The sequence below is a fragment of the Bittarella massiliensis (ex Durand et al. 2017) genome (assembly GCF_017566145.1).
GTDB classification, from domain to species: Bacteria; Bacillota; Clostridia; order Oscillospirales; family Ruminococcaceae; genus Bittarella; species Bittarella massiliensis_A.
Window position 1 is genome coordinate 41,124 of record NZ_JABFCL010000012.1, and the last position, 16,126, is coordinate 57,249.

The window sequence follows — 16,126 nt, forward strand, 5'->3', positions numbered from 1 at the left end:
AGACATCTGCCCTCTAAGTATTGTATTATAAAACCAGTGTCGGCCCCGCCGCCCTCTGTGACGGGGCCGGTTTGCCGGTGTCTTATCTAATGTAGTATACCAAACAGACCGGCAAAAAACAATGAAATCAATCTTAATTCTGCCGCGGCGCGGAAAACCGTCCGCTTCCCGCGGCGGAAGGGGAGAGGGGTTAGGGATGCTCTATCTGACGGGGGACACCCACGGCGATTACAGGCGCTTTGAGCGCAAGGAGATCCGCCATCTCAAGCAGGGCGACGTGCTGGTGGTCTGCGGCGATTTCGGCTTTGTCTGGGAGGGCGGGAAAAAAGAGGAGAAGTTCCTGCAAAAGATCGGCAAGCGCAAGCACCACACCCTCTTTGTCCCCGGCGCCAACGAGAATTACGACCTGTTGCGCCAGTACCCCGAGGTGGAGTACGCTGGCGGCCGGGCGCGGCAGATCGCGGGCAACCTCTACCAGCTGCTCACCGGTGAGACCTACCGCCTGGGGGAGAAGACCCTGCTGGCCTTTGGCGGGGGCGAGGCGCTGGACTGCGACATCGTCGACCGCACCCTCTACGAAGACCAGCTCCCCAAGAAGGAGGAGCTGGACGCCGTTCTGGCCAGGTTGGAAGGGCAGCGGGTGGACTGCGTGGTCTCCTACGAGCCGCCCTACTCCATTGCCGCCTTCCTCGATTTGGAGGCCAAGCCCGACGGCTACTACGGCCTCTACCTGGATCAGGTGCAAAAGCGCCTGCAGCTGGGACAGTGGTTTTTCGGAAAGTACCACCTGGACAAGCGGGTGACCCCGCGGTTCATGGCGGTCTACGAAAAGGCGGTTCCCCTGCGATAGTGCCCCCAGTATTTTATTGAAAACGCCCTCTGCCGGAACTGTTGACCGGCAGAGGGCGTTTTTTGCGGCACAAGCCGCCCTGCAAGCGAGGGGAGGAGCTACTTCAGCTCAAAGGATTTGCAGTCGGTGCACTGGTCCATGGTGGGGTTGAGTTCATGGGTCCCGACGGTGATGCAGTCCAGGGCGCAGTAGTCCTCGTTGGCGCAGTGGTTTTTGCACTGCTGAACGGTGCATTTGATGCAGTGGTTGGCATGGCAGTTCATAGTGATTCCCTCCGTCTTGTTTTTTGTTGAAGTGAAGACGCTTCCCCTCTAGTATGCGCCGCTGTCGCCCGCCTATCCCGGCCGGACAGCAGCCGGGGCAGGAAAATTTTTGAAAGTTGCTGTGTGGGCAAAGCGCGCTCCGGGCGTCAGGGAGCCAGGAGAGATCTATCGTCCCCCGTAGAGGGCAGCTATGCTGTGCGCCATCCGCCCCATTTCGGCGCGGATGTGGGGCGGCCCCAGGCACTCGCACCTGTCCCCAAAGCCGAGCAGAATGCGGTAGTGGTACTCGTTCTCCACAAACGGGAAAGAGGCGAAAGTCCGCCCTCTTGCGGCAGTAGCCCTGAAAACCCTCACAGCCAAGCGTTCGCCGCGCTGGATTGGGGGCCCGCTTTTCCCATGCCCAACTGGCGGAGGAGGCCGCTTTTTAAAAGAGAACTGAAAACCCGGGTGGGAGCGGCGCAAACCCCTATTTTGCCCGCCCCTCTGAGGGGCGCTCCGGCTTGCCCAACAGCCGCCGCAGGGTTTGCCAGTCGGCCTTTTTGGCGCAGCCCGAGAGGCGGCAGAGGGGGAGAAAGAGAACCAGCGACAGCCCGATGGCCGCGGGCAGCTGGCCGGGGGAAGCGCCCCCTGCCAGCAGTGGGGCCAGCAGCAACCGGGCCCCGGCGCAGCCCAGTAAAGCCGCCGCCAGGGGGCAAATCACCCACAGCCCCCAGCGGGGCACCACCTCGGTGCGCCGGCAGAGCAGCCAGAGCCCCAACCCGGTGTTGAGGGCCGAGGGCAGGTAGAGGGTGACGATGTACCCCCGGATGCCAAAGCGGGGGAGGAGGAGCACCAGCAGCGCGGCGGTGAGGGCCATGTCGGCGATGTTGTGCCAGAGCAGCCGGTTTTGTTCCCCCATCCCCTTGAGAACGCAGTCCACCGCGTGGTCGAGGAAGAGGACGGGCACCAGCGGGGCCAGGGCCTGCAGGAAGGCGGAAACCCCTTCCCCGGTGGGAAAGATGGCCGCCAGCGAGTCGGAAAAGACCAGAAAGACCCCGGTGACAAAGGAGGAGAAGAGAAGGGTCAGCCGCACCACCGCCACGATCAGCTCCTCTAGCTTGCGGGTGTTTTGCAGGGTGTGCAGCTTGACCACCACCGGGATCAGCAGCATGGAAAAGGAGGCCAGCAGCGCCCCCGGATAGGAGAGGAGGGGGAGGACCATCCCCCCCAATACCCCGTACTGGGAGAGGGCCAGTTCGGCGCTGGCCCCGCTGCGCTGCAACCCCTGGGGTACCAGGGTGTTTTCCAGGGTGTTAAAACCGCTTTGCAGGTAGGAGCAGAGGGCCACCGGAATGCAGATGCGCAGAAAGGCCAGCCCCAGGGAGCCGCCGTCCCAGGCGGGCGCCCGGTCGGGGGGCAGGTCGCGGCGGCCCCGCCAGTAGAGGGCGCCCAGGTAGAGACAGCCCCCCACCTCCCCGCAGGTGGAGGCAAAACAGGCCGTCGCCACCGCCTCGGCCGCCCCGGCGGGGGGCCGCAGCGAAAAGAGGAGGGCGGTGAGCCCCATCTTGCACAGCCGCTTGACCACGTTGGCCAGGGTGCCCTGCACGATTTTGGAACCGGCGTAAAAATACCCCTGCAAACAGGCGGAGAGAGCCAAAAAGGGCAGCCCCAGAGCCAGCAGGCGAAAGGGGTACACCGTTTGGCCGTTCCCCAAAAGGGCTCCCAGCCGGGGGGCGAAAGCCCATCCGCCGAGCCCGGCGAGACAGCCCAGGGAGAGGGCGTAGAGCCCGGCCCGACGCAGCACCCGGGGCAGGGTGGAGAACTGACGGCGGGCGATGGCGGCCGCGCAGAGCTGGGTCACCCCCAACTGGGCGCCGGACATGGCCAGGGTGGCCGCAAATCCAAAGAGGGAGAAGACCAGCTGGTAAAGCCCCATCCCCTGGGAGCCAATGATCCCCGACAGGTAGATTTTAAAGCCGATGCTCATGGTCTTGAGCACCAGCCCCAGGGCGGTGAGGGCGGCGGCGCTGTACAGCGGCCGCGCCCAGTTTTTCCCCCCTGCCATCGCCATCCGACCGCCCCCTTTTCGCCCCGATTCTCTTACAAGGGATATGCGGCGCAGGGGGAGAAGATGTCCCCTTTTGCCGGGGCGAAAGGGGTTTGAGAAAAGGGGGGAAGCGTGCTATGATAGAAAAAAGACCGGGCACCCTGCTGCGCCCCGCGAACAGAGGGGACAGCGGCGCAAAGGGGCAAAAGAGGGCCGACCCGGCCGGGGAGGATCGCATGTTTGAAGAGTTGAGGACCTTCGTCGACGTGGCGGAGAGCAAAAATTTTACCAAGACCGGGAAGAAGCTCAACTTCTCCCAGCCCACCATCAGCCAGCAGGTGAAAAAGGTGGAGATGTTCTTTGGCAACGTGACGCTGCTGACCCGTTCGGCCAACTCCAAGCAGGTGGAACTGACGGCGGAGGGCGAGGTGGTCTACCGCCGGGCCAAGGAGATTCTGGCCCTGTTGGACCAGACCTTTGAGGAGGTGGAGGCCTGTCGCCATCAGGGGGAGGAGCGGCTGCGCATTGGTGCCAGCGAGACCGTCGGCAACTTTTTGCTGCCCCGGCTGCTGGAGCAGTACGCCCAGCGCTGGCCCCAGGTGGTGGTGGAGGTGCAGATCGCCAACACCCGCCAGACCTGCGACGCCCTGGCGGAGGGGCGGGTGGACATCGGCCTCATCGAGGGGCGCAACATCCACCACAACTTCCGCCGAGTCGACTTCTTCACCGACCGGATGATCCTGGTGGCCGCCCCCCAGATCGCCCAGCGGGTCCCCGGCTTTTCGGCCAGCCTGCTGGGAAAGCTGCCCTGGGTCACCCGGGAGAAGGGCTCGGGCACCGAGCAGTACCTGCGCGCCTTTACCGAATCCAACAACATCCTCGTCGAACACACCGCCATCTGCAACTCCAACTACGCCATCAAGGAGATGGTCAAACAGGGGCTGGGGGTGACCGTCCTCTCCCAACTGGTGGTGGAGAGGGAGCTGGCCTCCGGCGAGTTGGTGGAGCTGCCCGCCCACAAGTCGTACAGCCGCAGCTTCTCTTACATCCTCCCCGAGGGGCGGGCCTGTTCCCCTGCGGCGCAAAACCTGATTTCAATTTTGGGGGCGCTGGGGGAGGAATAGCCCGGCCCCACCGCCCCTAAAATGTCCTGGCGCTGGGGCCGCCTGCCCTTTTCCGCCTCCGCTCCCCTTTGCCCCCCTTTGCCCCGCTTTTTGCAAAAAGGCCCTCCGTGTAAGACGAAACCTACACGGAGGGCCTTTTTTGCCGTGTTTATTTGACTGGAGGGGGAGCCGCTAGGGCTTTTTGTCCCTGTTTGCGGCGGGAAGCTGCCCCTGCCGCTGCAGCAGGGAGAGCCCTTTGACCAGGGGGGTGTAGAGAAGCAGGGTGGTGAGAAAGTTGCCGGCGCAGTGGGCAATGTCAAAGGGGATGCCCGAGACCCAGTTGGCCAGGGCCGCCCCCGGGCCAAAGGCCAGGTAGGGCAGGGCGCAGAGCGCCCCGAAGCAGAGGCCGTAGCCCCCCGCCGCCACCGCCCGCACCAGCCCGGAGGAGGTGCGTCGCAGCGCCAGGGAGAGGAGCACCCAGATGGGCCAGACGTAGAGGTACATTATCCACCAGAGGCCAAAGCCGTAGAGGATTCCCTCCAACAGGTCAAAGACCAGCACCGCCCCCAGCACCTGCCGCAGGGGGAAGACCGCCGTGTAGCACAGAAGAAGCAGGGTCACCAGCTCGATGTTGGGGAGAAAGGAGAGGCTGATCTGCGCCAGCAGCAGGATGGCCGCCAGCAGGGCGGTCACCACCAGGGGCCGGGGGGAGAGGCGGGGGGCCGGGCGCATCAGTAGCCGGTGGTGAGGGTCAGTTCAAACCGGTCGCCGTCGGCGATGGGGGTGGTGTCCACCCCGGTGTTGACCGGCTCGCCGCCCTTGGTCAGGCACCACCACTCCTGCTTGGCGCTGTCGGCGGGAACGCCGCCCGCCTCGGTGATGTAGAGGCCGTAAGGGCCGTCGTCTCCCTTCACCAGGCCGGCGTCCAGCAGGGCCTGGCCCAGGTACTCGGCATCGGTGTGCAGGGTGTGCTCGTCGCTCTTCTCCCCGGCGGCCACCGTCACCACCACCTCTTTGGCCCCGGCCTGGGTGCCCGGGCGCAGGGCCAGGTAGACCCCGGCCAGGGCCCCCACGGCCGCCAGCAGGGCCAGCACTGCCAGAAGGATTTTGGTGTTTTTCTTCATCGGTCGTCACATCCCTTGTCTCATTTAAAAAGGGCTGGCAGAGCAGCCCCTTTTTCTCCGTTCAAATTATACCACGCCGCCGGGAAAATGGCAAAAAATCCCCTCTCCCGGCGGCCAAAAGGGGCTTGGGGGAATGCGTTGGAGGGGAGTGGCTCTCGGCGGGGGCTAGTCTTCCTCGGCGGGGAGGCCTGCGCCTTTTAGGGCGGCTGCGTCTAGCTGGCGCAGCAGGGCTTCCCGCTCGGCGCCCTGGGCGGCGCGGAGGATGGCCTGGCGCTCCCGGCCGCTCTCCCGGCAGAGAGCGGCGTACTCCGGCCCGAACTGGCGGGAGAGGCGCTTTTTCACCTCCCTGGCGAGGCCGGGGTTTTGCCCCCCGGTGGAGACCGCCAGCTGAAAGGACCCCTGCCTGATCACTGCGGGGAAGATGGCGTCCGACTGCTCCGCGTCGTCGCAGAGGCAGCAGAGGATGCCCCGCTCCCGGCAGAGGGCGCCGACGCGGGCGTTGACCTCCCGCCGGTCGGTGCAGGCCACCGCCAGAAAGACCCCCTCCAGGTCGGCGGGGGCAAACGCGCCCTGCCGCCAGGCGATCGCCCCCTCTGCGGCCAGTTCGGCCAGCTGGTCGCAGAGGGCCGGGGCCACCACCCGCAGGGCCGCCCCAGTGGGGAGGAGGGCGTCGGCCTTCCGCCGGGCGACCCGGCCGCCCCCCACCAGCAGCACCGGGCGGGCGGAGAGCTGGATCATCAGCGGGTAATAGGACATGAAAATCTCCTCCTCACAGGTTCAAGGACGGCTGTCCTCGACGATGAGCCGGGCCATCTCCTGGGCGGTGCAGCACCCGCTCTCCAGCGCCGGCTCCAGCCCGTGGGCGCGCAGGCAGTCGCTGGTCACCGGGCCGATGCTGACGATCTTGGTGCCCGCCAGGCAGGAGGTCGGGTCGGGGCCGAGGGCGCGCAGGGTGCTCTCCACCGCCGAAGGGCTGGTGAAGGTCAGGTAATCGGCCTCCCCCCCTCGCAGGGTCGCCAGGGCGTCGCCCAGGTCCCGAACCTCCTCCACCGTCTCGTAGAGGATGACCTGGTCGGTGGGGCAGCGGGTGGGCAGCCGCTCCCCCAATTTTCCCCGCACCTCCTTGGCCCGGGGATAGAGGACCCGGTCGCCCGGCCCCAGCCGGCCTTTGAGCAGTTCCCACAGCCCGGCGGAGGTGTGGCGGGTCGGGGTCAAGTCGGCGGTCAGCCCCTCCTGGGCCAGGGCCGCGGCGGTGGCGGGGCCCACGGCGCAGAGGCAGGGTCCCGCCAGGGCGCGCAGGTCTCTGCCCGAGCGGCGGAGCTCCTCCAGAAAGATGCGCACCGCGTTCTGGCTGGTGAAGATCAGGTAGCTGTACGCCCCCAGCTGGGCCAGGGCCCGCTGCAGATCCCCTCCCGGACAGGGGCGGATGCGGATGGCGTCCAGCCGCTCCACCCGGGCGCCGGCCTCTTCCAGGGCGGCGGAGAGGTCAAAGCCGTGGGGGTTTTGGCGGGTGGTCACCACCCTGCGCCCAAAGAGGGGACGCCCCTCAAAGAAGTCGAGCGCCCCGCCCAGCGAGGCCACCTGTCCCACCACGGTGATGGCCGGCGGGGGCAACCCGGCCGCCCGCACCGCTGCCGCCAACTCCCCCAAGGGGGCGCGGACGGTCCGCTGCAAGGGGGTGGTGGCCCGGCTCACCACCGCCGCCGGGGTGTCGGGGGGCAGGCCGTTTTCCATCAGTTTCCGGCAGGTGTTTTCCAGCCGGGAGAGGCCCATCAAAAAGACCAGGGTCCCCTCCTGCCGGGCCGCCGCGGCCCAGTTCACCGGGTCCTCCCCGGTGCGGCTGGCAGCGGTGTAGACGTGAAAGGAGGTGGCGAGCCCCCGGTGGGTGATGGGGATGCCCGCACAGCCGAGGCCCGCCACCGCCGAGGTCACCCCCGGCACCACCTCAAAGGGGACGCCCGCCCCCTTTAAATAGAGGGCCTCTTCCCCTCCGCGGCCAAAGACGTAGGGGTCCCCTCCCTTGAGGCGGACCACCCGCTTGCCCTCCTTTGCCCTCTGCGCCAAAAGGGCGTTGAGCGCCTCCTGGGGGAGGGCGTGGTTGCCCGCTTCCTTCCCGGCGTAGATCTGCTCGCAGCCGGCGGGGGTCAGGGCCAGCAGCTGTGGGCTCGCCAGGTGGTCGTAGACCACGCAGTCGCACCGGCGCAGCCGGTCGGCGGCCCGCAGGGTCAAAAGGCCGGGGTCCCCCGGCCCCGCCCCGACGAGGGAGACAAGCCCGCTCATCGGCCCGCCCCCCGCAGGCGCTGGGCCAGTTGGGCCACCAGCTGCTCACCCAGACGGCGGCCCAAGGCGGCCTCTTCCCCGGCGGGGGCGCTCTCCCTCCCCTCGACCCAGAGGGGGCCCTCCTCGGTCCCCAGCATTCCCAGCAGGGTGGAGCGCCCCTCTGTCACCTGGCAGTAGGCCCCCACCGGCAGATGACAGCTGCCCCCCGCAGCGGCGAGAAAGGCCCGCTCGGCCGCCGCCTGGCGGGTGGCATAGGGGTCCTCCAGGGGGGCCAGCGCGGCCTTTGCCGCCCGGTCATCGGCGCGAATTTGCAGCCCCAAGGCCCCCTGGCCGCAGGCGGGGATCATCTCGTCGGGGGAGAAGGGGTGGCAGATGCGCCCTTCCCATCCCAACCGCTTCAGGCCGGAGACCGCCAGGATGGTGCCGTCCAGCCCGTCTCTCTCAATGCGGTCCAGACGGGTGTCCACGTTGCCGCGGATGGGGCGAATCTCCAAATCGGGGCGGAGGGCCAGCAGCTGGCAGATGCGCCGCTTGCTGCCGCAGCCGATTTTGGCCCCCCGGGGCAGTTCTTCCAGCGAGGCGATGCCGGGGCGGGTCACCAGGGCGTCCCGCGGGTCCTCCCGGGCGGGGACGCAGGCCAGCGCCAGCCCCTCCTCCATGGCGGAGGGCATGTCTTTGAGGCTGTGGACCGCCAGGTCGATTTCACCGCTGTGCAGGGCGTCGACAATGGCCCGGGTGAAGATGCCCTGGCCGCCGATTTGGTCTAGGGGCCGGTCCTGAATGCGGTCGCCCTTGGTGGTGATGGTCTTGATCTCCACCTCCACCGCCGGGTTTTGGCGGCGGAGGGCGTCTGCAACCCATTGGGTTTGGATGAGGGCCAGCCGGCTGGCCCGGGTGCCGATTACGAGTTTCACAGGGGAAGCCTCCTTCTTTTTGGGGGGTGCGGGGGACGCACCGAAGCGCGGCGCTTTTTTCTATTGTACGCCCGGCAATGGGGCAAAGACAAGGGCCAAACGGCCTGTTGCCGCCTGGCCCTTGTGAGTTGTGCAGAAGGTTTTTGCAGTTGCCCTTTCAGCCGGTGCAGGGGAAAAGCGGCTTGCTCCCCTCTGCCGGGCGCCCTGGCATCGGATGTCCCACCCAGCAGCGGGGCTGCAAAGCGGTTTTGCGTTGGCAAAACGGCGCACATTGTGCGCCGAGATTTGCTGCCAAACAGCAATAAAGGCGCACCGCGCCTTTATTGCTGGGGACCGGCCACCGGGTGCTCGCCGATGGGGATGACATTGATCTGGCCCCGCATCTCGCTCTCGGCCCACATGATCCGCTGGGCGACCTTGGCCTCGGGGTTGAGTTCCACCCCGTCGAGGATCATCTCTTTGAACTTCTCGTACCCGGCCATGTCGATCAGGTGGCCGCCGTGCATGTAGACGGGCTTGTAGTCCAGCACCCAGGCGGAGAATTTCTGCCAGTTGCCCAGCACCCCCAACACCACCTCTTCGGTGGCAAAGTTGATAAAGGTCTTGCCCAGGCGGGGGGTGTGCTTGCCGGTCCGCCCGCCGATGGTGATGCGGAAAAACTTCTTGGGCTGGCGCACCCAGGCCCCGGCCGGGCAGACCACGGCGCACTCGCCGCAGCCCAGGCAGCAGCAGGCGTCCTTGGCGACTTTTTTGTCCTCGGTCATGGCGAGCACCCCGGTGGCGTGCTTTTTGCAGGCCTCCACGCACTGGCCGCAGCCGATGCAGCGGTCATAGACGTAGTCCATCTTGGCCTGGCCGATGATGCCGAAGTCGTTGCACTGGCCCTTGCCGCAGTCGTTGGGGCAGCCGGACATCCCGATTTTGATGTGGTAGTGGCTGGGGAAGATGAGAGGCTCGATCTTCTTGGCCAGCTCCTGGGTGTTGTAGTTGGCGAGAATGCAGTGGCGGTTGCCGATACAGGCCATGATGTTGCGGGCGCCGATGGTGGGATAGCCGTTCTCCGACTCCTCCATCTCCACCCCGCACATCTCGTTTTCCACCTGGGAGATGTAGTCTTTGATGTAGGCGTTGACCGCCGGGATGTTTTCGTATTTGACGCCGGGGACATTCAGGGTGTGGCGCATCCCCACGTGAAAGAGGCCGTTGCCCCAGGTGTTGGCGATGTAGACCACCCGCTCCAGGTGCTTGGCTTCGATCAGGGAGCCGGGGACCCGCAGCTGCAGCATGAATTCGCCGGGCACCTTGGACTGCCGCCAGCAGTTTTTTTGCAGTTGTTTGATGTTAATATCGCAGTTCATCCTCAATGCCTCCCCTTAGTCCAGCAGGTTTTTGGCCACGGTGTACGGGAATACCGGCCCTTCCAGGCAGACGTAGGTCTCGTCGATGCGGCAGTGGCCGCACTTGCCCACCGCGCAGGACATCTTGCGCTCAAACGAGACCCAAATCTTCTCCTCCGGCACCCCGTTTTTCAGCGCCTCCAGGGCGGCGAAGTGCATCATCACCGGGGGGCCGACGATGATCACGGCATAGTTGCCCCCAAAGGTGTCAAAGGGGATTTCGGGGATGAATTTGGTCACCAGCCCGGTGTTCCAGCCCTCGATCTGGTCGTTATCCAGGGTGTAGTGGGTGGAAAAGCGCTCTTTCCAGCGGGCGAGGTCGGGCTTGAAGAGGATGCCGGCCTCGTTTTTAAACCCGGCGATCAGGTGGACGCTCTCGGCCATCCCCGGCTCGTCGTAGAGCTTGTTCAGCCAGCTCTTCACCGGCGCCAGCCCGGTGCCGCCGGTCACAAATACCAGGTGTTTGCCCCGCAGCTGCTCCACCGGCCAGCCCTTGCCATAGGGGCCGCGCAGGAACAGCTCGTCGCCGGGGCGCATGGAAAACAGCTGGTCGGTCACCTTGCCCACGGCGCGGATGGTGAATTCCAGCCAGCCCTCGCCAAAGGAGCTCACCGAGATGGGGCACTCGCCCACCCGGGGGACCGAGAGCTGAAAGAACTGCCCGTGCTCGGGGACAAAGTCGGCCTCGATGCGGAAGGTGTACTCCATCTCCGTCTCGCGGTTGATATGTAAAATGCGGTGTGCTTTGGGCATCACGGGATTTGTCATAGGGTCGTCCTCCTCACTCTATTTCGACGCTTCGGCCGCGATCTCCTCCAGGGCGGCGCTCATCTTGTTGATGATGGCCGGGAAGGAGATGAACTTGGGACACCGGGCGCTGCACCGGCCGCAGCCGACGCACATGTGGTAGTCCCCAAAGCGGGCCTTGTAATCGTGCACCTTGTGGAGGGCCCGGTAGCGGATGCGATCGGCTGGGGTGGTGCGAAACCCGTGTCCGCCGGCCATGGCGTCAAATCCGGCGATCTGGCAGGAGTCGTGCACCCGGCGGCGCTCGCCGGCCTTGGCGTTCTCGCTGTAGATTTTGTCCCGGGTGGTGAAGCAGGTGCAGGTGCTGCAGGCCAGGGTGCAGCTGCCGCAGCTGACACAGCGGTCGTTGTACTCCTGCCACATGGGGTGCTTTTTCAGCTTGGCCAGGGTCTCCTTGTCGGCGATCTCGGGGATCTTGACTGCAAACTGGTTTTTCTCGATGAACTGCAGCTGCCAGTCGGCCTCTTGACAGCCGGCAAAATAGGGGGTCAGCTCCTCGTCCTTCACCGACCAGAGAATCTCCTCTTCGGTGTGGCGGACGGCGGCACTGTACTCCTCGGCCTTGTTGGCGCCCATGGAACAGCAAAAACAGGTGTCCCAGCCCTCGGTGCACTCCATCAGCACAAAGCGGGTCTTCTCCCGCATCCGCTGGTAGTAGCTGTCGCAGAAGCCGCCGTTTTGCAGATAGATGCGGTCCTGGTGCTCAAAGGCGTTGATGTCGCAGGGCCGCAGGAAGATGAGAATCTTCTTTTTGGGGGCTCCGCTCTCCCGGTACTCGTCCTCGGTGAAGTAGAAGATGGGCTCGGTCACCGGGGTGAGCACTTCTTTGGCGGAGAAATCGGACTTTTGGTCCCAGACGATCTCCTCCGCCGTGTGGATCTCGTCATAGCGCACGATGTCGGTGTCCGAGTAGCGCCCCTGTTTGGCAAACCGCTTGGGGGCGTAGATTTTGTACTCTGCCGCCAGCCGGTCGAAGAGGGCGTTGGTCTCTCGGTGATTTAAGCTGTATCCCATTGCTGTACCGCCTTTCCTGTGAACCGCCCGGCGCACCGGAAGGGACCGGTGCGCCGGGCGCTGTTCGAGGTTTTCTGTGAATTTTAGTATAGCATATTCGGGACAGGCCGGCCACCATTCGCCCCGGTCCGTTCCATTGGAAAAAAGAATGGTTATCCGAGCAAGGGATGATGGGTCGGCAAAATGCAGAGAAAGCCCCTCTCTTTTCCCAGTGCTTGAGAAAAAGAGGGGGGCGGGAAGAGATTCAGCGTTCGCCGGTTTTTTTCGCCAGCAAGAAGGGGTGGCGCTCCCCCTCGCCCCAGAGCACCTCCTCGCTCCGGAGCACCGAGAAGCCCATCTCCTCCAGCAGCTGTCGGTAGGTGGCGGCGGCGTAGTTGCTCCAGTACATGGTGGTGCCAAAGAAGTCGGGTTCGGTGTAGGAGGGCTCGTCCTCCCGGGCGGCGGAGAAGAGGAGGTAGCCGCCCGGGGCCAACAGTTTGTTCACCTTGCGCAGAAAGGCGGGGTGGAGGTCCCGCCGGGTGTGAAAGAGGGTGTAAAAGCAGGTGATCGCCGCAAAAGACCCCTCGATGTCAAGCTCCAAAAAGTCGCCGCAGAGGAGCCGAGCCTCCGGCACCTGCCCGCGGGCAATGGCCAGCTGGGCGGGGGAGAGGTCGACCCCCACCACCTCCCGGCAGTGCTGGCAGAGGGCGCGGGTCACCGGCACCCCGCCTCCGCAGCCGATGTCCAGGGCCCGGCTCTCGGGGCTTAAAAGGGGCAGTAGCCAGTCCAGCGCCGGCTCCCGGTCCCCGCTGCGGGCGGCGCAGTAGTCGGCGGCGCAGCTGTCATAGCCCTGGCGAACCAGGGCGAGGTAGTCGGTCTGTCGGTCGTCCACGGGGGTGACGGGCATCTCGAATTCCTCCTTCAATGGGTGGCATGGGCCCTTTTCGCCTAAAAGAAGAGTTTGCTCTCCCCCTTGCCCCGCCGGCCGATGGCGGCGGCGCAGCGGGCGGATTCCCGCAAAATCTCCTCCAGGTCAAAGGCGAGGCGGCCATCCTCCTTGACAAAGCGGCCGTTCACCAGGGTGTGGCGGATGGCCCGCGCCGGGTCGGCGCTGTAAAGGATGGCGGCCAGGGGGTTGTAGAGGGGGGCGGTGGCGGGGTCGTCCAGTGACCAGACGTTCAGGTCGGCGGCCCAGCCCTCCTCCAAGCGGCCGCTGTGAAAGCCCAGGGCCTGGTGCCCGGCAAAGAGGAGCCGCCAGATGTCTTCCAGGGAAAAGTCCTCGGCCTGGTCCCGCCACTTGCCCAGCAGGGCGAAGAGCCGGGCCTGCTCCAGCGGGTTGACGGTGGCCGAGCTGGCCGCGCCGTCGGTGCCGGTGGCCAGGCGGAGCTTTTTCCAGTATCGCCAGAGCCCGCCCTCGCCCATCCCCAGCTTGCAGTAGGTTTTGGGGCAGGCAGCGACAAAGGTGTCCTCCCCCAACAGGGGGAGATCGCCCTCCTCGATGTAGAGGGCGTGGGCGACGATGCAGGGCAGGGTGAAGCCCCCGCAGCCGGCCACCACCGCAAAGGGGGTGCGGCCGTACTTCTCCCGGCTCTCGGCCACCTGGGCGGCGGTCTCGGAGACGTGCAGGTGGATGCCCACCCCCCGGGCCCGGGCCCGCTCGACGAGGGCGGTGAGCACCTCCGGGGTGCACATATAGGGGGAGTGGGGGCCAAAGCGCACCTGTACCAGCGGGTCCCCGGCGCAGGCGTCCATCAGGTCCTCGGTGGCCTGTATCTCGGCGCCGGCGTCCCCTCCAAAGCCGAAGGCGGTGTAGGCGATGTCCGCCCGCAGCCCGCACTCCCGGGCGGCCTGGGCGATCATCGCCCCGCCGAAGTAGTGGTCGGCAAAGGCGGTGACCCCGTTCTGGGCCATCTCGGCAATGGCCAGCTTGGAGCCCCAGTAGATGTCCTCGTCGGTGATCTTGGACTCGTAGGGCCAGAGCTCCCGGTTGAACCAGTCGTCGATGTTTACATCCTCGGCGATCCCCTTGAAGATGTTCATGGGGGTGTGGGCGTGGAGGTTGCAGAGCCCGGGGGTCAAAAATTGCCCGCTGCAGTCGATCGCCCGGGCCCCCTCGGATGGCAGCTGGGGGCCGATGCGGGCGATGATCCCCCCCTCCACCAGCAAGTCGGTGTGGGGGGAGAGGCGTCCCTGTTCGTCGATGAGGGTGGCGTTTTGAAAGAGGATAGACATGGCGTGTTCTTCCTTTCTCATGGGGCCGCGGCGGCGGTCAGTTGAATCCGTTTTCGGAGATGGAGGAGAAGAGCCGCCCAACCGCCTGGCGCAGCAGGGGCCAGCGGCGGAGGGTGGCGTCCTCCTCCAGCAGCCGGCCGGCCACGGCCGAGGTCTCGGCCAGGGTGGTGCGGTCGGTGAGCAGGTCGGCGATCTTGAGCTGGGGCAGGCCGTGCTGCGCCGCCCCGAAAAAGTCGCCGGGGCCCCGCATCTCCAGGTCTAAGTTGGCCAGGGCAAAGCCGTCGGAACTCTCGCACATGGCCTGTAGCCGCTTGCGGGCCCCCTCCCCCCCGCTCTTGGACAGGAGGATGCAGTAGCTCTGGCAGTCCGAGCGCCCCACCCGGCCCCGCAGCTGGTGCAGGGCCGAGAGGCCGAACCGGTCGGCGTTGTGGATCATCATCAGGTTGGCGTTGGGCACGTCCACCCCCACCTCCACCACGGTGGTGGAGCAGAGGGCGTCCAGCTCCCCGGCCGAGAAGGCGGCCATCACCCCCTCCTTCTCCTTGGCCTTCATCTTCCCGTGCAGCAGGCCGATGCGGCGGTGGGGGAGGTAGGCGGCCATCTGGTCGCGCACCGCACTCACGCTCTCCAGCTCGCTCTCCCCCTCTTCGATGAGGGGGCAGACCACATAGACCTGGTGGCCGGCGGCGATCTGTTTCTCGGCGAAGTTCAAAGCCCGCTGGTAGCGGCCGTAGCCCACGGCAAAGGTCTCGATCTCCCGTCGGCCGGCGGGCTTTTCGTCCAGCACCGAGATGTCCAGGTCGCCGTAGATGATCAGCGCCAGGGTGCGGGGGATGGGGGTGGCGCTCATCACCAGCACATGGGGGGCGCGGCCCTTGTCCCCCAGGGCCCCCCGCTGGTTGACCCCAAAGCGGTGCTGCTCGTCGGTGATGACCAATCCCAGCTGGGCAAAGGAGACCGCGTCCCCCAGCAGGGCGTGGGTGCCCACCACCAAGTCGGTGCTGCCCTCTTGCAGTCCGGCCAGCACCGCCCGTTTCTCGGCGGCCTTCATCGACCCGGTGAGGAGGGCGACGGTCAGCCCCAGGGGGCGAAGCAGTCCCTCCAGGGTGCGGTGGTGCTGGGCGGCGAGGATTTCGGTGGGGGCCATCAGGGCGCTCTGCACCCCGGCCAGGGCGGCCCGGTAGACGGCGGCGGCGGCCACCACCGTTTTGCCCGACCCCACGTCCCCCTGCAGCAGCCGGTTCATGGGCACCGTCCCCGCCATGTCCCCCCCGATCTCGCCGATGCAGCGCAGCTGTGCCGCGGTGAGGGAGTAGGGGAGGGCCTGTAAAAAGGGCCCCAGGTCGGCGGCGGGAACCTGCAAGTCGGTGTGCTCCCGCCCCTTTTTTTTGAGGCTGCCCAACCCCAGTTGCAGCACCAGCAGCTCCTCGAAGATCAGCCGGCGGCGGGCGGTCTGGGCGGCCTGGGCCGTCTCGGGGCGGTGGATGTTCTTCACCGCATACCCTGCCCGGCAGAGGTGGTATGCGGCCTGTACCGGGGCGGGCAGGGGATCGGGAATCTCCTCTCCGTAGGCGGCGAGGGCATTTTCCACCGCCGTGGCCACCGCTTTGGAGGTCAGTCCCTTGGTCAGGGGGTAGAGCGGTAGCAGGTCCCGCCGCTCCCCCTCGGGCAAAAAGAGGGGGGCGTTGACCTCCCGCTGGGTCAGGGTGCCGCCGAATTTGCCGTAAAAGAGGTAGTCCTGTCCCTCCTTGAGGGACTCGTAGGGGAAGCGGTTTTGCCAAAAGACAACGGCGAAGTCCTGGGTGAAGTCGGTGGCCAGCAGCTTGTAGAGGGTCTTGCCCCCGCCCAGCCGGGCGGGGGGGAGCTTGCGCACCACCCGCCCCAGCACCGCGCAGGGGGCGTCAAAGGGCGCCTGGGAGAGGGGGAGGGGCTGCTGCAAGTCGATGTAGGCCCGGGGGTAAAACTGCAGCAGGGCGCCCACCGAGTCGATGCCCAGCTTGGAAAACAGCTGGGCCCGCTTCGGCCCCACCCCTTTGACGTACTGTATGTCGATGGAAAACAGGTCCCGCTGTCCCGCCACGGCGCTTCCTCCTCTCGCGGCAACAGAAAAAGGGCGGCAGGGGCGGCAGCCGGCTGC

15 protein-coding genes are annotated in these 16,126 nt (G+C 66.2%); 2 read left to right on the plus strand and 13 right to left on the minus strand.

Annotated elements, in window-relative coordinates; translation table 11 throughout:
- Positions 1-196: 196 nt before the first annotated feature.
- A complete protein-coding gene (locus HJY11_RS11020) occupies positions 197-850 on the plus strand; it encodes a metallophosphoesterase family protein (protein WP_208076010.1) in 654 nt (217 codons plus the stop codon).
- Positions 851-948: 98 nt separating this feature from the next.
- Here HJY11_RS11020 and HJY11_RS11025 read toward each other — a convergent pair whose 3' ends face one another.
- Complete coding sequence (locus tag HJY11_RS11025; RefSeq protein WP_021660408.1) at positions 949-1,113, minus strand: DUF1540 domain-containing protein; 165 nt, start codon at positions 1,111-1,113, stop codon at positions 949-951.
- 466 nt (positions 1,114-1,579) lie between these two features.
- Complete coding sequence (locus tag HJY11_RS11030; RefSeq protein ID WP_208076011.1) at positions 1,580-3,163, minus strand: MATE family efflux transporter; 1,584 nt, start codon at positions 3,161-3,163, stop codon at positions 1,580-1,582.
- 113 nt (positions 3,164-3,276) lie between these two features.
- Between HJY11_RS11030 and HJY11_RS11035 the strand changes: the two genes are divergently transcribed.
- Positions 3,277-4,263, plus strand: a complete 987-nt coding sequence (locus HJY11_RS11035) for a LysR family transcriptional regulator (RefSeq protein WP_208076012.1) — start codon at positions 3,277-3,279, stop codon at positions 4,261-4,263.
- Between the two features lie 171 nt (positions 4,264-4,434).
- Here the strand turns inward: HJY11_RS11035 and HJY11_RS11040 are convergent, their stop codons facing one another.
- From HJY11_RS11040 to recG, 11 genes are all read right to left on the minus strand, one after another.
- Entirely contained in the window at positions 4,435-4,974 is a 540-nt protein-coding gene (locus tag HJY11_RS11040; protein ID WP_208076013.1) for a hypothetical protein, read from the minus strand.
- A complete protein-coding gene (locus tag HJY11_RS11045) occupies positions 4,974-5,366 on the minus strand; it encodes a DUF4430 domain-containing protein (RefSeq protein ID WP_208076014.1) in 393 nt (130 codons plus the stop codon). The genes HJY11_RS11040 and HJY11_RS11045 overlap by 1 nt, the downstream gene beginning before the upstream one ends.
- A 165-nt stretch (positions 5,367-5,531) precedes the next feature.
- Complete coding sequence (locus HJY11_RS11050; protein ID WP_208076015.1) at positions 5,532-6,122, minus strand: precorrin-2 dehydrogenase/sirohydrochlorin ferrochelatase family protein; 591 nt, start codon at positions 6,120-6,122, stop codon at positions 5,532-5,534.
- Between the two features lie 21 nt (positions 6,123-6,143).
- On the minus strand, positions 6,144-7,646 hold the full coding sequence (gene cobA / locus HJY11_RS11055; RefSeq protein ID WP_208076016.1) for a uroporphyrinogen-III C-methyltransferase: 1,503 nt from the start codon (positions 7,644-7,646) through the stop codon (positions 6,144-6,146).
- On the minus strand, positions 7,643-8,560 hold the full coding sequence (gene hemC, locus HJY11_RS11060) for a hydroxymethylbilane synthase (RefSeq protein WP_208076017.1): 918 nt from the start codon (positions 8,558-8,560) through the stop codon (positions 7,643-7,645). The genes cobA and hemC overlap by 4 nt, the downstream gene beginning before the upstream one ends.
- Positions 8,561-8,880: 320 nt before the next feature.
- Complete coding sequence (gene asrC, locus HJY11_RS11065; protein WP_208076018.1) at positions 8,881-9,918, minus strand: sulfite reductase subunit C; 1,038 nt, start codon at positions 9,916-9,918, stop codon at positions 8,881-8,883.
- A gap of 15 nt (positions 9,919-9,933) precedes the next feature.
- Positions 9,934-10,725: an anaerobic sulfite reductase subunit AsrB gene (gene asrB, locus HJY11_RS11070; RefSeq protein WP_208076019.1), complete on the minus strand. Its 792-nt coding sequence runs from the start codon at positions 10,723-10,725 to the stop codon at positions 9,934-9,936.
- Between the two features lie 18 nt (positions 10,726-10,743).
- A complete protein-coding gene (asrA, locus tag HJY11_RS11075) occupies positions 10,744-11,778 on the minus strand; it encodes an anaerobic sulfite reductase subunit AsrA (protein WP_208076020.1) in 1,035 nt (344 codons plus the stop codon).
- Between the two features lie 244 nt (positions 11,779-12,022).
- Positions 12,023-12,664, minus strand: coding sequence for a class I SAM-dependent methyltransferase (locus tag HJY11_RS11080; RefSeq protein ID WP_208076021.1), 642 nt, complete (start codon positions 12,662-12,664; stop codon positions 12,023-12,025).
- A gap of 41 nt (positions 12,665-12,705) precedes the next feature.
- Complete coding sequence (locus tag HJY11_RS11085; protein ID WP_208076022.1) at positions 12,706-13,989, minus strand: amidohydrolase family protein; 1,284 nt, start codon at positions 13,987-13,989, stop codon at positions 12,706-12,708.
- Positions 13,990-14,026: 37 nt separating this feature from the next.
- Positions 14,027-16,069, minus strand: coding sequence for an ATP-dependent DNA helicase RecG (gene recG, locus HJY11_RS11090; protein ID WP_368041582.1), 2,043 nt, complete (start codon positions 16,067-16,069; stop codon positions 14,027-14,029).
- Positions 16,070-16,126 lie beyond the last annotated feature (57 nt).

Coding starts and splice junctions, on each gene's coding strand:
- HJY11_RS11020 (WP_208076010.1), top strand. CDS start 197: ATGCTCTATCTGACGGGGGACACCCACGGCGATTACAGGCGCTTTGAG.
- HJY11_RS11025 (WP_021660408.1), bottom strand. CDS start 1,113: ATGAACTGCCATGCCAACCACTGCATCAAATGCACCGTTCAGCAGTGC.
- HJY11_RS11030 (WP_208076011.1), bottom strand. CDS start 3,163: ATGGCGATGGCAGGGGGGAAAAACTGGGCGCGGCCGCTGTACAGCGCC.
- HJY11_RS11035 (WP_208076012.1), top strand. CDS start 3,277: ATGATAGAAAAAAGACCGGGCACCCTGCTGCGCCCCGCGAACAGAGGG.
- HJY11_RS11040 (WP_208076013.1), bottom strand. CDS start 4,974: ATGCGCCCGGCCCCCCGCCTCTCCCCCCGGCCCCTGGTGGTGACCGCC.
- HJY11_RS11045 (WP_208076014.1), bottom strand. CDS start 5,366: ATGAAGAAAAACACCAAAATCCTTCTGGCAGTGCTGGCCCTGCTGGCG.
- HJY11_RS11050 (WP_208076015.1), bottom strand. CDS start 6,122: ATGTCCTATTACCCGCTGATGATCCAGCTCTCCGCCCGCCCGGTGCTG.
- cobA (WP_208076016.1), bottom strand. CDS start 7,646: ATGAGCGGGCTTGTCTCCCTCGTCGGGGCGGGGCCGGGGGACCCCGGC.
- asrC (WP_208076018.1), bottom strand. CDS start 9,918: ATGAACTGCGATATTAACATCAAACAACTGCAAAAAAACTGCTGGCGG.
- asrB (WP_208076019.1), bottom strand. CDS start 10,725: ATGACAAATCCCGTGATGCCCAAAGCACACCGCATTTTACATATCAAC.
- asrA (WP_208076020.1), bottom strand. CDS start 11,778: ATGGGATACAGCTTAAATCACCGAGAGACCAACGCCCTCTTCGACCGG.
- HJY11_RS11080 (WP_208076021.1), bottom strand. CDS start 12,664: ATGCCCGTCACCCCCGTGGACGACCGACAGACCGACTACCTCGCCCTG.
- HJY11_RS11085 (WP_208076022.1), bottom strand. CDS start 13,989: ATGTCTATCCTCTTTCAAAACGCCACCCTCATCGACGAACAGGGACGC.